General features: G+C 69.1%; 14 protein-coding genes. 13 read left to right on the forward strand and 1 reads right to left on the reverse strand.

Annotated features, from left to right (window positions below; genetic code table 11):
• Positions 1-11 precede the first annotated feature (11 nt).
• The 7 genes from ACNQQL_RS05000 to ACNQQL_RS05030 all read left to right on the forward strand — a co-directional run bounded on the left by ACNQQL_RS05000 (position 12) and on the right by ACNQQL_RS05030 (position 7,975).
• Positions 12-1,373: an MFS transporter gene (locus tag ACNQQL_RS05000; RefSeq protein ID WP_347063408.1), complete on the forward strand. Its 1,362-nt coding sequence runs from the start codon at positions 12-14 to the stop codon at positions 1,371-1,373.
• A gap of 50 nt (positions 1,374-1,423) precedes the next feature.
• Positions 1,424-2,353 carry a dihydrodipicolinate synthase family protein gene (locus ACNQQL_RS05005; RefSeq protein ID WP_347063409.1) on the forward strand — a complete coding sequence of 310 codons (930 nt, stop codon included), beginning with the start codon at positions 1,424-1,426 and terminating at the stop codon, positions 2,351-2,353.
• A gap of 25 nt (positions 2,354-2,378) precedes the next feature.
• Positions 2,379-3,308: a Gfo/Idh/MocA family oxidoreductase gene (locus ACNQQL_RS05010; RefSeq protein ID WP_347063410.1), complete on the forward strand. Its 930-nt coding sequence runs from the start codon at positions 2,379-2,381 to the stop codon at positions 3,306-3,308.
• A 73-nt stretch (positions 3,309-3,381) separates the two neighbouring features.
• Entirely contained in the window at positions 3,382-4,395 is a 1,014-nt protein-coding gene (locus ACNQQL_RS05015; protein WP_072439941.1) for an arabinose ABC transporter substrate-binding protein, read from the forward strand.
• A 20-nt stretch (positions 4,396-4,415) separates the two neighbouring features.
• Entirely contained in the window at positions 4,416-5,963 is a 1,548-nt protein-coding gene (araG, locus tag ACNQQL_RS05020; RefSeq protein ID WP_347063411.1) for an L-arabinose ABC transporter ATP-binding protein AraG, read from the forward strand.
• Between the two features lie 31 nt (positions 5,964-5,994).
• Positions 5,995-7,014, forward strand: coding sequence for an L-arabinose ABC transporter permease AraH (gene araH, locus ACNQQL_RS05025; protein ID WP_175959910.1), 1,020 nt, complete (start codon positions 5,995-5,997; stop codon positions 7,012-7,014).
• Between the two features lie 58 nt (positions 7,015-7,072).
• The gene (locus tag ACNQQL_RS05030; RefSeq protein WP_347063412.1) at positions 7,073-7,975 is read left to right on the forward strand and encodes an SMP-30/gluconolactonase/LRE family protein; all 903 of its coding nucleotides are present in this window, start codon (positions 7,073-7,075) and stop codon (positions 7,973-7,975) included.
• Between the two features lie 87 nt (positions 7,976-8,062).
• Here the strand turns inward: ACNQQL_RS05030 and ACNQQL_RS05035 are convergent, their stop codons facing one another.
• Entirely contained in the window at positions 8,063-8,956 is an 894-nt protein-coding gene (locus tag ACNQQL_RS05035; protein WP_347063413.1) for an amidohydrolase family protein, read from the reverse strand.
• A gap of 170 nt (positions 8,957-9,126) precedes the next feature.
• On the opposite strand from ACNQQL_RS05035, the gene ACNQQL_RS05040 reads away from it, so the two are divergent.
• From ACNQQL_RS05040 to ACNQQL_RS05065, 6 genes are all read left to right on the forward strand, one after another.
• Entirely contained in the window at positions 9,127-9,954 is an 828-nt protein-coding gene (locus tag ACNQQL_RS05040; protein WP_034181554.1) for a p-hydroxycinnamoyl CoA hydratase/lyase, read from the forward strand.
• A gap of 42 nt (positions 9,955-9,996) precedes the next feature.
• Positions 9,997-11,448, forward strand: a complete 1,452-nt coding sequence (locus tag ACNQQL_RS05045) for an aldehyde dehydrogenase (RefSeq protein WP_347063414.1) — start codon at positions 9,997-9,999, stop codon at positions 11,446-11,448.
• Positions 11,449-11,539: 91 nt separating this feature from the next.
• Positions 11,540-13,438, forward strand: coding sequence for a feruloyl-CoA synthase (locus ACNQQL_RS05050; RefSeq protein WP_347063415.1), 1,899 nt, complete (start codon positions 11,540-11,542; stop codon positions 13,436-13,438).
• Between the two features lie 221 nt (positions 13,439-13,659).
• The gene (locus ACNQQL_RS05055; RefSeq protein ID WP_072439955.1) at positions 13,660-14,154 is read left to right on the forward strand and encodes a MarR family winged helix-turn-helix transcriptional regulator; all 495 of its coding nucleotides are present in this window, start codon (positions 13,660-13,662) and stop codon (positions 14,152-14,154) included.
• Between the two features lie 286 nt (positions 14,155-14,440).
• Positions 14,441-15,646, forward strand: a complete 1,206-nt coding sequence (gene mhpT / locus ACNQQL_RS05060) for a 3-(3-hydroxy-phenyl)propionate transporter MhpT (RefSeq protein WP_175959916.1) — start codon at positions 14,441-14,443, stop codon at positions 15,644-15,646.
• Positions 15,647-15,713: 67 nt separating this feature from the next.
• A complete protein-coding gene (locus ACNQQL_RS05065) occupies positions 15,714-16,853 on the forward strand; it encodes a porin (protein WP_347063416.1) in 1,140 nt (379 codons plus the stop codon).
• The last annotated feature ends 18 nt before the right edge of the window (positions 16,854-16,871 follow it).

The following is a 16,871-nucleotide window of genomic DNA, read 5'->3' on the forward strand; positions in this document are numbered from 1 at the left end:
ATGGAGACACGATGACGACGACGCAGCACCCGTCCGCGACACCGGCCGCGGCTCAATCCGGCCCGTCGGCCGCCGTCGACGAACGGCAGTTGATGCGCACGCTGACGCGCAGGCTGGTGCCGTTTCTTGCATTGATCTACGTGGTGGCCTATGTCGACCGCACGGTCGTCGGCTTCGCGAAGCTGCACATGAACGCGGCCGTCGGCCTGAGCGACGCGGCGTACGGGCTCGGCGCGGGCCTGTTCTTCATCGGCTATTTCCTGTGCGAGGTGCCGAGCAATCTCGCGCTCGGCCGCTTCGGCGCGCGTGTGTGGTTCGCGCGCATTCTCGCGACGTGGGGCGTGATCACGATGGCGATGGCGCTCGTGCAGGGGCCGGCCAGTTTCTATGCGTTGCGCTTCCTGCTCGGCGCGGCCGAAGCCGGCCTGTATCCGGGCATCCTGTATTTCCTCACGCAGTGGTTTCCGATGCGCGGCCGCGCGCGCGTGATCGGGCTGCTCGTGCTCGCGCAGCCGATCGCCGGCATCGTGACGGGGCCGCTCGCGGGTTGGCTGCTGTCGACGCACGGGCTGTTCGGGCTGTCGAACTGGCAGACGCTGTTCGTCGTCAGCGGCCTGCCGGCCGTGCTGCTCGTGTGGCCGACGCTGCGGCTGCTGCCCGAAGCGCCGGACCACGCGCGCTGGCTGAACGATGACGAGCGGCGCTGGATCGCGCGCCAGCTCGCCGCCGATCGCGACACGTACCGCCCCGACGCGCACCGCAATCCGCTCGCCACGCTGGCCGACCGGCGCGTGCTGCTGCTCGCGGCGCTGTTCCTGCCGTTCCCGCTGTGCATCTACGGGCTGTCGCTGTGGCTGCCGACGATCATCCACGCGTTCGGCGCGGGCGACGCGGCCACCGGCCTGCTGTCCGCCGTGCCGTACCTGTTCGCGGTGATCGGGCTGCTGGTCGTGCCGCGTCATTCGGATCGCACGCGCGAACGCTACTGGCACATCGTCGTCGTGTCGGCCGCCGCGGCGCTGACGATGGCCGCGAGCGCATGGGTGCGGCAGCCTGCACTGCAGTTCCTGTTCATCTGCCTCACGGCGTTCTCGCTTTACTCGATCCAGGCCGTCGTATGGGCGCTGCCCGGCGAATTCCTGACCGGGACGAGCGCGGCGGTCGGCATCGCCGCGATCAATTCGCTCGCGAATCTCGGCGGCTATGTCGGGCCGTACGGCATCGGCCTGATCAAGCAGGCGACCGGCAGCCTCGCGGCCGGCCTGTATTTCCTCGCGGCGACGCTGCTGTTCGCGGTGCTGATCACGTTCGTGGTCCGCGCGACGCTGCGCGCGCCGCAGCCGGCCGCGGGCGCGCTTGCCCGCGAATCCTGAACGCTTTGTTTTCCGGCTGAACGCCGATTCGACCGACGCAGGACCAGAACATGACATCGAGCAGCACGCCGCGCTATCGCGGCATCTTCCCCGTCGTCCCGACGACGTTTTCCGACACCGGCGAGCTCGATCTCGCGAGCCAGAAGCGCGCGGTCGATTTCATGATCGACGCGGGCTCGGACGGGCTGTGCATCCTCGCGAACTTCTCCGAGCAGTTCGCGATCACCGACGACGAGCGCGACGTGCTCACGCGCACGATCCTCGACCACGTGGCGGGACGCGTGCCGGTGATCGTCACGACGTCGCACTACAGCACGCAGGTGTGCGCGGCGCGCAGCCTGCGCGCGCAGCAGCTCGGCGCGGCGATGGTGATGGCGATGCCGCCGTATCACGGCGCGACGTTCCGCGTGCCCGAGGCGCAGATCTTCGATTTCTATGCACGCGTGTCCGACGCGATCGAGATCCCGATCATGATCCAGGACGCGCCCGCGAGCGGCACGGCGCTGTCGGCGCCGTTCCTCGCGCGGATGGCGCGGGAGATCGAGCAGGTCGCGTACTTCAAGATCGAGACGCCCGGTGCGGCGAACAAGCTGCGCGAGCTGATCCGGCTCGGCGGCGATGCGGTCGAAGGGCCGTGGGACGGCGAGGAGGCGATCACGCTGCTTGCCGATCTGCACGCGGGCGCGACCGGCGCGATGACGGGCGGCGCGTATCCGGACGGCATCCGGCCGATCCTCGAAGCATGGCGCGAAGGGCGCCACGACGACGCGTACGCGCGCTACCAGGCGTGGCTGCCGCTGATCAATCACGAGAACCGCCAGTCCGGGATCCTCACCGCGAAGGCGCTGATGCGCGAAGGCGGCGTGATCGCGTGCGAGCGGCCGCGGCATCCGATGCCGGAACTGCATCCGGACACGCGCGCGGAACTGCTCGCGATCGCGCGCCGGCTCGATCCGCTCGTGCTGCGCTGGGCCCACTGACCGATTCGCGAAGGAGGAATGCACGATGAGCAAGCAGGTTTCGCTGGGCGTCGTCGGGATCGGCAAGATCGCGCGCGACCAGCATCTTCCGGCGATCGCCGCCGAACCGGGCTTCGCGCTGACCGCGTGCGCGAGCCGCCACGCGGAAGTCACCGGCGTGCGCAACTATCAGGACCTGCGCGCGTTGCTGGCCGCCGAGCCGGAGCTCGACGCGGTGTCGCTGTGCGCGCCGCCGCAGGTGCGCTACGCTCAGGCGCGCGCCGCGCTCGAAGCCGGTAAGCACGTGATGCTCGAGAAGCCGCCGGGCGCGACGCTCGGCGAAGTGGCCGTGCTGGAGGCGCTCGCGCACGAGCGCGGCCTCACGCTGTTCGCGACCTGGCATTCGCGCTGCGCGAGCGCGGTGGAGCCCGCACGCGCGTGGCTCGCGACGCGCACGATCCGCGCGGTGCAGGTGCGCTGGAAGGAGGACGTGCGGCGCTGGCATCCGGGGCAGCAGTGGATCTGGGAGCCCGGCGGCCTCGGTGTGTTCGATCCGGGTATCAACGCACTGTCGATCGTCACGCGGATCCTGCCGCGCGAGCTCGTGCTGCGCGAGGCGACGCTGTTCGTGCCGAGCGACGTGCAAACGCCGATCGCGGCCGAACTCGATTGCGCGGATACCGACGGCGTGCCCGTGCGCGCGGAATTCGACTGGCGGCACGGCCCGGTCGAGCAATGGGAGATCGCGGTCGATACGGCCGACGGCGTGCTCGCGATCAGCCGCGGCGGCGCGCAATTGTCGATTAACGGCGAGCCGGTCGAGATCGGCCCCGAGCGCGAGTATCCTGCGCTCTACGCGCAGTTCCGCGCGCTGATCGCGCGTGGCGAAAGCGACGTCGACGTGCGGCCGCTGCGGCTCGTCGCCGACGCGTTTCTGTTCGGCCGGCGCGTCCAGACCGACGCGTTCGGCCGCTGAACGTGCCGGCGCGCTTCGCCGCGACCGCGCACGACAAATGATGAAGACCCAAATCGATACCAGGAGACACCACATGACCCGCACGACTCACACGATTCGCCGACACACCCTGCGCGCGCTGCTGGCCGCGCTTTGCATCGCGCCGCTCGGCATGCAGGGCGCCGCGCGCGCCGACGCGCCGCTGAAGATCGGCTTCCTGGTGAAGATGCCCGAGCAGGCATGGTTCATCAACGAGCAGAACGCGGCGTCCGCGCTCGGCCAGAAGGAGAATTTCTCGGTCGTGAAGATCGGCACGCCCGACGGCGAGAAGGTGCTGGCCGCGATCGACAACCTCGGCTCGCAGGGCGCGCAGGGCTTCGTGATCTGTGCACCGGACGTGCGCCTCGGCCCGGCGATCGCCTTGCGCGCGAAGCGCTACAACATGAAGTTCGTGACGGTCGACGACCAGCTCGTCGATTCGAGCGGCAAGCCGCTCGCGAACGTGCCGCACCTCGGGATGTCGGCGACCAAGATCGGCAACCAGGTCGGCCAGGCGATCGCCGACGAGATGAAGCGGCGCGGCTGGAAGCCCGAGGAAGTCGGCGCGCTGCGGGTCACGAACTACGAGCTGCCGACCGCGAAGCTGCGCACCGACGGCGCGACGCAGGCGCTGCTCGCGAACGGCTTCCGCAAGGAGAACATCTTCGACGCGCCGCAGAAGACGACCGACGACGAAGGCGGCTTCAGCGCGGCTGCGCCGGTGCTCGCGCGGCATCCGAACGTGAAGAAATGGGTGATCTACGCGTTGAACGAGGAAACCGTGCTCGGCGCGGTGCGCGCGACCGAGCAGCTGCACATCCCGGCGGCCGACGTGATCGGCGTCGGCATCAACGGCGCGGGCGAAGCGTTCGCCGAGTTCCAGAAGAAGGAGCCGACCGGCTTCTACGGGACGATCGCGGTCAGCTCGACGAACCACGGCAAGGACAGCACGCAGAACCTCGTCGACTGGATCCGCAACGGCAAGACGCCGGCGGCCGACACGCAGACGAGCGGCAAGCTGATGACGCGCGCGAACTGGCAGGCCGTGCGCGCCGAGCTCGGCATCTGAGCGCGCGGAGCGAAAACGCAATGACGATGCAGACGATGACGGCCGTGTCCCGCCACGACGACGCTGAAGCCGGCGCGGCCGCCGGCCCGCTGCTCGCGCTCGACGGCATCACGGTGACGTTCCCGGGCGTGCGTGCGCTCGACGCCGTGTCGCTGTCGGTGCGCGCGGGCGAAGTGCACGGGCTGATGGGCGAGAACGGCGCGGGGAAATCGACGCTGCTGAAAGTGCTGTCCGGCGTGAACCAGCCGCAGGCCGGCACGCTGACGCTGAACGGCACGGTGCAGCGCTTCGCGTCGACGCGCGCCGCGCTCGAAGCCGGCATCGCGATCATCTACCAGGAGCTGCATCTGGTGCCCGAGCTGACGGTCGCCGAGAACCTGATGCTCGGGCAGTTGCCGAGCCGGCTCGGCGTGGTCGACGAGCGCGCGCTCGCCGCGCGTGCGCTCGATGCGCTGGAGCGGCTCGGCGAGCATATCGATCCGGGCATTCCGGTGAAGTATCTGTCGATCGGCCAGCGCCAGATGATCGAGATCGGCAAGGCACTGATGCGCGACGCGCGCGTGATCGCGTTCGACGAACCGACGAGCTCGCTGTCCGCTCGCGAGACCACGCAGCTGTTCCGGATCATCCGCGCGCTGCGCGCGGAAGGCCGCGCGATCATCTACGTCACGCACCGGATGGAGGAAGTCTACGAACTGTGCGACCGCGTGACCGTGTTTCGCGACGGCCGCCGGATCGACACGTTCGATTCGGTCGCCGATCTCGACCGCGACCGGCTGATCGGCTGCATGGTCGGCCGCTCGATCGAGGACGTGTACGGCTACCGGCCGCGCGCGGCCGGCGACGTGCTGGTCGAGGCAAAGGGGCTGGCGGGCCCCGGGCTGTCCGAGCCCGTGTCGTTCACCGCGCGACGCGGCGAGATCGTCGGCTTTTTCGGGCTCGTCGGCGCGGGCCGTTCGGAGCTGATGAAGCTGCTGTACGGCGCGGCGCGCCCGAGCGCCGGGCACGTCGAGCTGGGCGGGCGGCGCGTCGCGTTTGCCAGCCCGCGCGACGCGGTGCGCGCCGGCATCGCGCTGTGCCCGGAAGACCGCAAGCAGGAAGGCATCGTCGCGATCGCGTCGGTGGCCGACAACCTGAACATCAGCGCGCGCCGGCATTTCAGCCCGGCGCGCATGCTGCTCGACGAGCGGCGCGAGCGCGAGCTCGCGCAACGCTACATCGAGCGGCTCGCGATCAAGACCCGCGACGGCGATACGCCGATCGGCGCGCTGTCCGGCGGCAACCAGCAGAAGGTCGTGCTGGCGCGCTGGCTGGCCGAGCGCATCGACGTGTTCCTGATGGACGAGCCGACGCGCGGCATCGACGTCGGCGCGCGCGCGGAAATCTACAACCTGTTCTACGAACTCGCGGAAGCGGGCCGCACGGTGATCCTCGTGTCGAGCGATCTGGCCGAAGTGATCGGCGTGTCGGACCGGATCATCGTGATGAAGGAAGGACGGATCGCGGGCGAAGTGGAGAAGGCGCAGGCGACGCCCGATGCGCTGATCAAGCTCGCGCTGCCGCGCTAGCGGCTTGCTGTTCAACCGGAATGCAAAAGATATGAGTCAGGCAATGCAACCCCAACGTACTTCCCCGTCCCCCGATGCCGCTGCCGCGCCCACGAGGGCGCGCGGCGGCGTGTGGCAGCTGATCAACCGCTCCGGCATCGTGATGGTGTTTCTCGTGCTGTTCGCGACGCTGTCGCTGACGGTGCCGGACTTCCTCACGCCGCGCAACATCCAGGGCCTGCTGCTGTCGGTCACGCTGATCGGCTCGATCGCGGTGACGATGATGTTCGTGCTCGCGCTCGGCGAGGTCGACCTGTCGGTCGCGTCGATCGTCGCGTTCTCGGGCGTCGTCGCGTCGACGCTGATCACCGCGACGCACAGCGTGCTGTTCGGCATCGTGGCCGGCGTGCTCGCGGGCGGCGCGGTCGGGCTCGTGAACGGCGTGCTGATCGCGCGCTACCGGATCAATTCGCTGATCGTCACGCTCGCGATGATGGAAGTCGTGCGCGGGCTGGCGTTCATCACGTCGAACGGCGACGCGGTGATGATCTCCGAGGAACGCTTCTTCGAACTCGGGTCCGGCTCGTTCCTCGGCATTTCGTATCCGATCTGGAGCAACATCATCGGCTTCGTCGTGTTCGGCTTCCTGCTGCGCAAGACGGTGTTCGGCAAGAACGTGCTGGCCGTCGGCGGCAACGGCGAGGCCGCGCTGCTCGCGGGGCTGCCGGTGATGCGCATCAAGATCACCGTATTCGTGCTGCAGGGGCTCGTGACGGGCTTTGCCGGCGTGATGCTCGCGTCGCGGATGAGCCTCGGCGACCCGAAGACGTCGGTCGGCCTCGAACTCGGCGTGATCTCCGCATGCGTGCTCGGCGGCGTGTCGCTGACGGGCGGCGTCGCGACGATTTCCGGCGTGCTGGTGGGTGTGCTGATCATGGGCTCCGTGCAGGATGCGATGAGCCTGCTGAACGTGCCGACGTTTTACCAATATCTGATACGCGGCGGAATTCTGTTGCTCGCGGTGCTGTTCGACCAGTATCGTCGCAACCAGCGGCGCGCGATGAAGATCTGACCGGTAGCGCGTCGCCCGCGAAAGCGATGGATCCATGCGACAGATATCGGGAGACGGCATGCAACAGACTCATCCGGCCGCGTCGGCGACGCTGCTGGCCGACAGCCGCAACGCGCTCGGCGAAGGCGCGACGTGGTGCGATGCGACGCACGCGCTGTACTGGACGGACATCGAAGGCGCGCGGTTGTGGCGATGCCGCGCGGACGGTTCGGACCTCGCGCACTGGCCGATGCCCGAGCGGCTCGCGTGTTTCGCGCTGACCGGCGATCCGGACGTGCTGCTCGTCGGGCTCGCGACGCATCTCGCGTTCTTCGACCTGCGCAGCGGTGCGTTCACGCGGATCGTCGACGTCGAATCCGATCTGCCGACGCGGCTGAACGATGGCCGCTGCGATCCGTTCGGCGCGTTCGTGTTCGGGATGAAGGACGAAGGCGGCGAGCCGCCGCGTGCGGTTGGTGGCTTCTATCGGCTCAATGCCGACCTTACGCTCGAACGGCTCGCGTTGCCGGCGGCGGCGATCGCGAACAGCATCGCGTTCTCGCCGGACGGTTTGAAGATGTATTTCTGCGATTCGCTGGTGCGCGAGATTTTCGTCTGCGATTACCGCGCGGGCGGCGACGTCGCGAACGTGCGGCCGTTCGCGCGCCTGACCGATGCGAACGGCGACCCGGACGGTTCGACGATTGATCGCGACGGCGGCCTGTGGAACGCGCAGTGGGGCGGCAGGCGCGTCGTGCGCTATGGGCCGGATGGCGTCGAGACGGAGCGCGTCGACGTGCCGACCGCGCAGCCGAGCTGCGCGGCGCTCGACGGCGAAGGCCGCCTGTACGTGACGAGCGCGCGCGTCGGGTTGAGCGACGACGCGCTGGCCAGCGACGCGCATGCGGGCGGCGTGTTCGTCGCGCAGACGCGGCACGCGGGGCTGCCGACCGCGCGGTTCATGCCGACGCGCGCAACCTGAGCGCCACGGTGCGGCCGGCGGACGCGGCATCGGCGCGTGACCGCGCCAGCCGCCACGCGGCGCTCGGCGCATTCACCGCTCGGCGTGTCACGCGCGCGGCGCGTCGAGCCCCAACCCCAGCAACGCCACTGCGTTGTCCTTCAGGATCAGCGGATGCACGTCGGGCCGGAACCCGGCGCCGTGGAAATCTTCCAGCCAGCGATCCGGCCGTATCAGCGGAAAATCCGACGCGAACAGCACCTTGTGCCTGAGCAGCGTGTTCGCATACTTGATCAGCTCAGGCGAGAAATACTTCGGCGACCATCCCGACAGATCGATGTAGACGTTCGGCTTGTGCAGCGCGATCGACAGCGCCTGCTCCTGCCACGGCCACGACGGGTGCGCGATCACGATCTTCATGTCCGGAAAGTCGGCCGCGACGTCGTCGAGGTGAATCGGTTCGGAATACTTCAGACGCAGCCCGCCGCCGCCGCGCATGCCCGATCCCATCCCCGAATGGCCGCTGTGGAACACGGCCGGCAGCCCGTGTTCGGCGATTACCTCGTAGATCGGATACGCGAGCCGGTCGTTCGGAAAGCACCCCTGCATCGTCGGGTGGAACTTGAAGCCCTTTACGCCGTGTTCTTCGATCAGTCGGCGTGCCTCGCGTGCGCCGAAGCGGCCCTTGTGCGGATCGATGCTCGCGAACGCGATCATGACGTCGGCATTGTCCTGCGCGAATTGCGCGATCTCCTCGTTCGGAATGCGGCGCCGGCCGATGTTCGTCTCGCAGTCGACGGTGAACATCACGAAGCCGATGCGGCGCTCGCGGTAATACGCGATCGTCTCCGGAATCGTCGGCCGGCGGCCCTGCTTTAGCACCGTGCCGAAGTACTTGTCGGCCGCGTCGTCGAATGCCTTCGCGAACAGGTCGGGCGGCTGGCAGCACGACACTTCGGCATGCACGTGCGTGTCGATGGCGATCAGGTTGCGGATGTCCAAGCGTGTCTCCTCATGTCGTGAAGCGCAGGCGCCGCGCGGCGCGAAACCGCGCGTTCGCGCCCGTTTAGGGGTTTGTCCCGAGCCGCTCCCATTCTACTTTACATATCAGGCTACCTGATAGTAAATTGGCGTCGAGTCGCGCAGGGCGGCACTGTCATTGGAGAACGAAGATGAGTTACGAAGGTCGCTGGAAAACGGTGAAGGTCGCGGTCGAGGGCGGGATCGCGTGGGTCACGCTGAACCGTCCGGACAAGCGCAACGCGATGAGCCCGACACTGAACACGGAGATGATCGACGTGCTGGAAGCGGTCGAGCTCGACGCCGAAGCGCAGGTGCTCGTGCTGACCGGCGAGGGCGACGCATGGACGGCCGGGATGGACCTGAAGGAGTATTTCCGCGAAGTGGACGCGGGCCCGGAGATCCTGCAGGAAAAGATCCGCCGCGACGCGAGCCGCTGGCAGTGGCAGCTGCTGCGCATGTATTCGAAGCCGACGATCGCGATGGTCAACGGCTGGTGCTTCGGCGGCGGTTTCTCGCCGCTCGTCGCGTGCGATCTCGCGATCGCGGCCGACGAAGCCGTGTTCGGCCTGTCGGAGATCAACTGGGGCATCCCGCCGGGCAACCTCGTCAGCAAGGCGATGGCGGACACAGTCGGGCATCGCGAGGCGCTGTACTACATCATGACCGGCGACACCTTCACCGGGCCGCAGGCCGCGAAGATGGGGCTCGTCAACAAGAGCGTGCCGCGTGCGCAGCTGCGCGACGAAGTGCTTGCACTCGCCGCGAAGCTGCTGGACAAGAATCCGGTCGTGATCCGCAATGCGAAGCACGGCTTCAAGCGCTGCCGCGAACTGACGTGGGAGCAGAACGAGGATTACCTGTACGCGAAGCTCGACCAGGCGAACTACCGCGATCCGGAAGGCGGCCGCGAGCAGGGCCTCAAGCAGTTCCTCGACGACAAGAGCATCAAGCCGGGCCTGCAGGCGTACAAGCGCTGACGCGCGACGCGGCATGCAACGGGACTGAGCGGAGACAGCGAAATGCACGAAGTGAGTTTGTTGATCGACGGCGTGTCGCGCGGCGCGTCGGATGGCGGCACGTTCGACCGGATCGATCCGGCGACGGGACAGGTGGCGTCGCGCGCCGCCGCGGCGACGCTCGCCGATGCGGATGCCGCGGTCGCGGCGGCCGCGCGCGCGTTTCCGGCGTGGGCCGCGCTCGTGCCGACCGAGCGCCGCCGGCGGCTGCTCGCGGCGGCCGACCGGATGGACGCGCGCGCCGGCGAATTCATCGAGACCGGCCGTGCGGAAACCGGCGCGATGGCGAACTGGTACGGCTTCAACGTGATGCTCGCGGCGAACATGCTGCGCGAGGCCGCCGCGATGACGACGCAGATCGCCGGCGCGGTGATCCCGTCCGACGTGCCGGGCAACCTCGCGATGGCCGTGCGCCAGCCGTGCGGCGTCGTGCTCGGCATCGCGCCGTGGAACGCGCCGGTGATCCTCGCGACCCGCGCGCTCGCGATGCCGCTCGCGTGCGGCAACACGGTCGTGCTGAAGGCGTCCGAAGGCTGCCCGGGCGTGCACCGGCTGATCGGCAGCGTGCTGCACGACGCGGGGCTCGGCGATGGCGTTGTCAACGTGATCACGCATGCGCCGCAGGACGCACCGGCGATCGTCGAACGGCTGATCGCGAACCCGGCGGTGCGGCGCGTCAACTTTACCGGGTCGACGCGCGTCGGCCGGATCGTCGCGACGCTCGCCGCGCAGCACCTGAAGCCGGCGCTGCTCGAACTCGGCGGCAAGGCGCCGGTGCTCGTGCTCGACGACGCGGATCTCGATGCGGCGGTCGACGCGGTCGCGTTCGGCGCGTTCTTCAACCAGGGCCAGATCTGCATGTCGACCGAGCGCGTGATCGTCGACCGGAAAGTCGCCGATGCGTTCGTCGAGCGGCTCGTCGCGAAGGCGCGTACGCTGAAGGCCGGCAACCCGGCCGCACCGGGCGTCGTGCTCGGCACGCTGGAAAGCGCGTCGGCCGCGCAGCGCATCGCGGCGCTGGTCGCCGACGCACGCGCGCACGGCGCGGCGTTGCCGCTCGGCTGCGAAGTCGACGGCGCGGTGATGCAGCCGACGATCGTCGACGGCGTCACGCGCGACATGAAGCTCTATGCGGACGAATCGTTCGGGCCGGTCGTGACCGTGCAGCGCGTCGATGGCGACGAAGCGGCGCTGGCGGCCGCGAACGACAGCGAATACGGGCTGTCGGCCGCGGTGTTCAGCCGCGACATCGCGCGCGCGATGCAGGTCGCGAAACGGATCGAGTCGGGCATCTGCCATATCAACGGCCCGACCGTGCACGACGAGGCGCAGATGCCGTTCGGCGGCGTGAAGGCGAGCGGCTACGGCCGGTTCGGCAGCAAGGCGTCGATTGCCGAATTCACCGACCTGCGCTGGATCACCGTGCAGACCGCGCCGCGCCACTACCCGATCTGAGCGGGCCGCCGCGCAGCGGCTACGACAACGACACAATGAAGTTCCCGCCGCGCGCTGCAAGCGCGCCGGCGGAACCGACTGGAGACAGACCTTGGATGCGGATCCGACCCAACTGCGCGGCATCGCCGCCGCGCAGCCGGCCCCCGCCGGCTACCGCCCCGTCGCGATCGGCGCGGCGCCGCCCGACATCGCGCAACGCGACGGCTGCTGGACCCTGCGTGCATCGACCGCGCTCGGCGCATATCCGCGCCGGCTGACCGACCGGCTCGTCAGCGGCGCGCAAGCGCACCCGGACCGCTGGCTCGTCGCGCGGCGCGGCCCCGACGGCGCATGGATCGGCGTCAGCTATGCGCAGATGCTCGAACGCGCACGCGCGATCGGCCAGGCACTGCTCGATCGCGGGCTGTCGGCCGAGCGGCCGGTCGCGATCCTGTCCGGCAACGATCTCGAACACCTGCAGGTCGCGTTCGGCGCGCTATGGGCCGGCATTCCGTATGCGCCGCTGTCGCCTGCGTATTCGCTCGTGTCGAGCGACTACGGCAAGCTTCGCCATGCGCTGGCGCTGCTGACGCCGGGGCTCGTGTTTGCCGCCGACGGCGACGCGTTCCGTGCCGCGCTCGATGCGACGGTGCCGCCCGACGTCGAGCGCGTGGTCGTGTCGGCGGCGGACGGGATGCGCGGCGTCACGCGCCTCGCGTCGCTGCTCGACACCGTGCCGGGCAGCGTCGACGCCGCGCACGATGCGATCACGGGCGATACGATCGCCAAGTTCCTGTTCACGTCCGGTTCGACGCGGCTGCCGAAGGCGGTGCCGACCACGCACCGGATGCTGTGCAGCAACCAGCAGATGCTGCTCGAAACGTTTCCGCAATTCGGCATCGAGCCGCCGGTGCTGGTCGACTGGCTGCCGTGGAACCACACGTTCGGCGGCAGCCACAACGTGGGGATTGCGCTGTACAACGGCGGCACGCTGTATATCGACGACGGCAAGCCGGTCGCCGGCAAGTTCGACGAGACGCTGCGCAACCTGCGCGAGATCGCGCCGACGGTGTACTTCAACGTGCCGAAAGGCTGGGAGGAACTGACCGCCGCGCTTGAAACGGACGCGGCGCTGCGCGAGACCTTCTTCTCGCGCGTGAAGATGTATTTCTTCGCGGGCGCGGGGCTGTCGCAGGCGGCATGGGACCGGCTCGAGCGCGTGACGCTGGCGTACTGCGGCGAGCGGATCCGGATAATGGCCGGCCTCGGGATGACCGAGGCCGCGCCGTCGTGCATGTTCACCACCGGGCCGATGTCGGGCGCCGGCTACATCGGCCTGCCCGCGCCCGGCTGCGACGCGAAGCTGGTGCCGGTCGACGGCAAGCTCGAGGCGCGCTTTCGCGGGCCGAACGTGATGGCCGGCTACTGGCGCGCGGGCAGCGACGACGCGCGCGAGGTGTTCGACGACGAAGGCTATTACCGCAGCGGCGATGCGGTGCGCTTCGTCGACCCGCAGCGTCCGGAGATCGGGCTGATGTTCGACGGCCGCATCGCCGAGGATTTCAAGCTGTCGACGGGGACCTTCGTGAGCGTCGGGCCGATGCGCGCGCGGATCGTGTCGAACGGCGCGCCGTATGTGCAGGACGCGGTCGTGACCGGAATGAACCGCGACGGCGTCGGCGCGATGATCTTTCCGCGCATCGACGACTGCCGCCGCCTCGCGGGCGCGGGGCCGGACGCCGACGTGCGCGCCGTGCTGCAGGCGCCGGCCGTGCGCGCGTTTTTTGCGGACCTGCTGCAGCGGTTGAACCGCGACGCGACCGGCAGCGCGACGTTCATCACGCGGCTGTGCCTGCTCGATACGCCGCCGTCGCTCGATCTCGGCGAAATCACCGACAAGGGTTCGATCAACCAGCGTGCGGTGCTGACGCAGCGCGCGGCGCTGATCGAGGCGATGTATGCGCGCGACGCGGCCGATGCGGGCGTGATCGTCGCCGGTGCGGCGCACTGATGTCGAGCGTCGTGCCGCACCGCCATGCGGCGGCGGTGCGGCACGCGGTCAGCACGGCAGCGCGTTCCTGGTCGATCAGTGGGTAAACCCCGATCGAAACCGCCGAATCGGGTCTGTGTTGTATACGGTGCTCCGGACGCCGCGATGCGGGCGATGCGGGCGTGCCCGCCATGCGGGCCGCGTGAGGTAAGATGGCCCGCGATCTTCCTCCCGACACCTTCATGAGTTCGACACCCGTCAAACCGGCCGGCGCGAAACGCGCTGCCCGTGCCACCGAGGCCAGGCCGCCCGTGCGTGCCCAGCAGCGGCTGACCTACTTGATCGGCAATCTCGATCGGCTGCTGCGCCGCCTGATGAGCGATGCGCTCGCACCGCTCGGCGTGACGCTCGCGCAATACACGGCGCTGTCGGTGCTCGAGGCGCGCGGCGCGCTGTCCAACGCGCAGCTCGCGGTGCGCTCGTTCATCACGCCGCAATCCGCGAACGAGGTGATGGTCGCGATGGCGGCCCGCGGCTTCGTCACGCGCGAGGCCGATCCGAATCATGGCCGCGTGATCCTGCTGCGCCTGACCGACGAAGGTTCGGCGATCCTGCGCGAATGCGAACGGGTGCTGCGGCCGCTCGAGCGCCGAATGCTTGGCGACGACCTCACCGCCGCCGACGCCGCGCAGGTCCAACGCACGCTCGAACTGTTCGTGCGCAACCTGCGCGACTGAACCACACTTTCGTTTCATTCGTCGTTCCGCACGGCCTTGCCCGGCCGGCTTCCGCGCGCGTTGCGGGTTAACACCGGCACACCGCACACTTGAAATATCAGGTTACCTGTTATTAAATCATTCCGTCCTTCGATGGGATGACGGTCCGCACGACCGGCTGGTCGCGCGGATTTTATTTCGGACAATGAATCAGGCTACCTGATAATGTATGACGCATGGTCCGATCACGACAAAGACACCGCGCATGCGTTTCGGCATGACGCGCAGTACAAGGTTTGGAGACGACATGGACACTTCCGTTGCCGAGAGGCCGGCCGTCGCGACGACGCTCGGTCTGTGTTTCGCGATCGCGCTGCTCGAGGGGCTCGACCTGCAGTCGGTCGGCGTCGCCGCGCCGCGCATGGCTCACGAGTTCGGGCTCACGGTTTCGCAGATGGGGCTCGCGTTCAGCGCCGGCACGTTCGGCCTGCTGCCGGGCGCGATGCTCGGCGGGTGGCTCGCCGACCGGATCGGCCGCAAGCACGTGCTGATCGCGTCGGTCTGCCTGTTCGGGCTGCTGTCGATCGCGACCGCGCACGTGTCGAGCTTCGCGATGCTGGTCGTCGTGCGTGCGCTGACCGGCCTCGGCCTCGGCGGCGCGATGCCGAACCTGATCGCGCTGTCGTCCGAAGCGGCCGACGCGCGCTCGCGCAGCAGCGCGGTCGCCGTGATGTACTGCGGCATTCCGTTCGGCGGCGTGATCGCGTCGTTGATCGGCGTGCTGCTGGCCGGCGACACCGAGTGGCGGCACATCTTCTACGTCGGCGGCATCGGGCCGCTGCTGCTCGCTCCGCTGCTGCTCGCGCTGCTGCCGGAATCGCGCGCGTTCCTCGACGTCAGCGCATCGGGCGCCGCGCGCCCGAGCGTCGCGCACACGCTGTTCGGCGGCGCACGCACGGGCACCACGCTCGCGCTCTGGCTCAGCTATTTCTGCACGCTGATCGTGCTGTATTTCCTGCTGAACTGGCTGCCGTCGCTGATGGCGGCGAAGGGGCTCGCGCGCAGCCAGGCCGGGATCGTGCAGATCTTCTTCAACATCGGCAGCGGCCTCGGCGTGCTCGGCATCGGCATGTCGATGGACCGGATGCGGCCGTCGCGGGTCGTCGGCGGCATGTACGCGGGGATCGTGCTGTCGCTCGCCGCGCTCGCGATCGCGCCCGGGCTCGTATGGCTGTCCGCCGCGGCGTTCGCGGCCGGGATGTTCGTCGTCGGCGGCCAGTCGGTGCTGTATGCGCTGGCCGCGATGTACTACCCGACCGCGATGCGCGGCACCGGCGTCGGCTCCGCGGTCGCGGTGGGCCGGCTCGGCTCCGTGGTCGGCCCGCTCGCGGCGGCCGAGCTGCTCGCGATGGGCCGCAGCGCGTCGGTCGTGATCGGCGCGAGCATCCCCGTCACGCTGGTCGCCGCCGTCGCGGCGCTGGTGCTGATCCGCAGGCCGCAGGCACACGACTGAGTTTGTTTACTTTCACCCACGAGCGCCGGCAGAGCGCGATATCGACGCAGGTCTGGAGACACTAACCATGAAGCACACCAAAGCCTTGCTGGCAGCCGGCGCATGCGCGCTGGCCGCGACGAGCGCGCACGCGCAATCGAGCGTGACGCTGTACGGGATCATCGACACCGGCGTCGAATACGTGTCGCACGCGAACGCGGCCGGCGATCACGTGGTGCGGATGCCGGGCGTGACCGGCGAGATGCCGTCGCGCTGGGGCCTGCGCGGCAGCGAGGATCTCGGCGGCGGCTACCAGGCCGTGTTCGTGCTCGAAAGCGGCTTCAACGTGCGCGGTGGCGATCTCGGCCAAGGCGGGCGGCTGTTCGGGCGGCAGGCATTCGTCGGGCTGAAGGGCGGTTTCGGCACGCTCGCGTTCGGCCGCCAGTACACGATGACCTACCTCGCGCTGCAGGGCGCGGACATCATTGGTCCCGACATCTACGGGCTCGGCTCGTTCGACGCGTACGTGCCGAACGGCCGCGCCGACAACGCGGTGACCTACATCGGCACGTATCGCGGTGTGACGCTCGGCGCTGCCTATTCGTTCGGCCGCGACGGCGCCGGCACCGGCAACTCGCCGGGGCAGGGCACGTGCGCGGGGCAGGTGCCGGGCCACGCGGTCGAGTGCCGCAACTGGTCGGCGATGCTCAAGTACGACAGCGCGTATTTCGGCGCGGCGGCGTCGTACGAGGAGCAGCGCGGCGGCACGGGCGCGGCCGCGAACTTCTTCGACGGCGTCGCGCCGGTCGCCTTCACGAGCAGCGCGGGCAAGGACGCGCGCGTGCACGTGAGCGCGTATGCACAGGCGGCGGGCGCGCGGATCGGCGCGGGCTGGATCGGGCGGCGCGTGTCGACCGGTTCGCCGGCCGCGCCCGGCGCGCATTCGGATCTGTTCTTCGTCGGTGCGTCGTATGCGGTCAAGCCGGACTTCATCGTCGACGGCGAAGGCTACCGGATCGTCAACAGCGCGCACGACACGCGCGCGACGATGGCGACGCTGCGCGCGACCTATCTGCTGACGAAGCGCACGTCGGTCTATGCGCAATCCTCGTATCTGTGGAACAGCGCGCATGCGCGCTACGCGGTCAGCGGCGGCGGCCCCGGCACGACGCCCGGCGCGGGGATGGGGCAGCTCGGCGCGATGGTCGGCGTCAAGCACATGTTCTGATCCGGCAACCTGACGAAC

Origin of the sequence: Burkholderia sp. LFS061, assembly GCF_047978125.1 — a bacterium.
GTDB lineage: Bacteria > Pseudomonadota > Gammaproteobacteria > Burkholderiales > Burkholderiaceae > Burkholderia > Burkholderia pyrrocinia_C.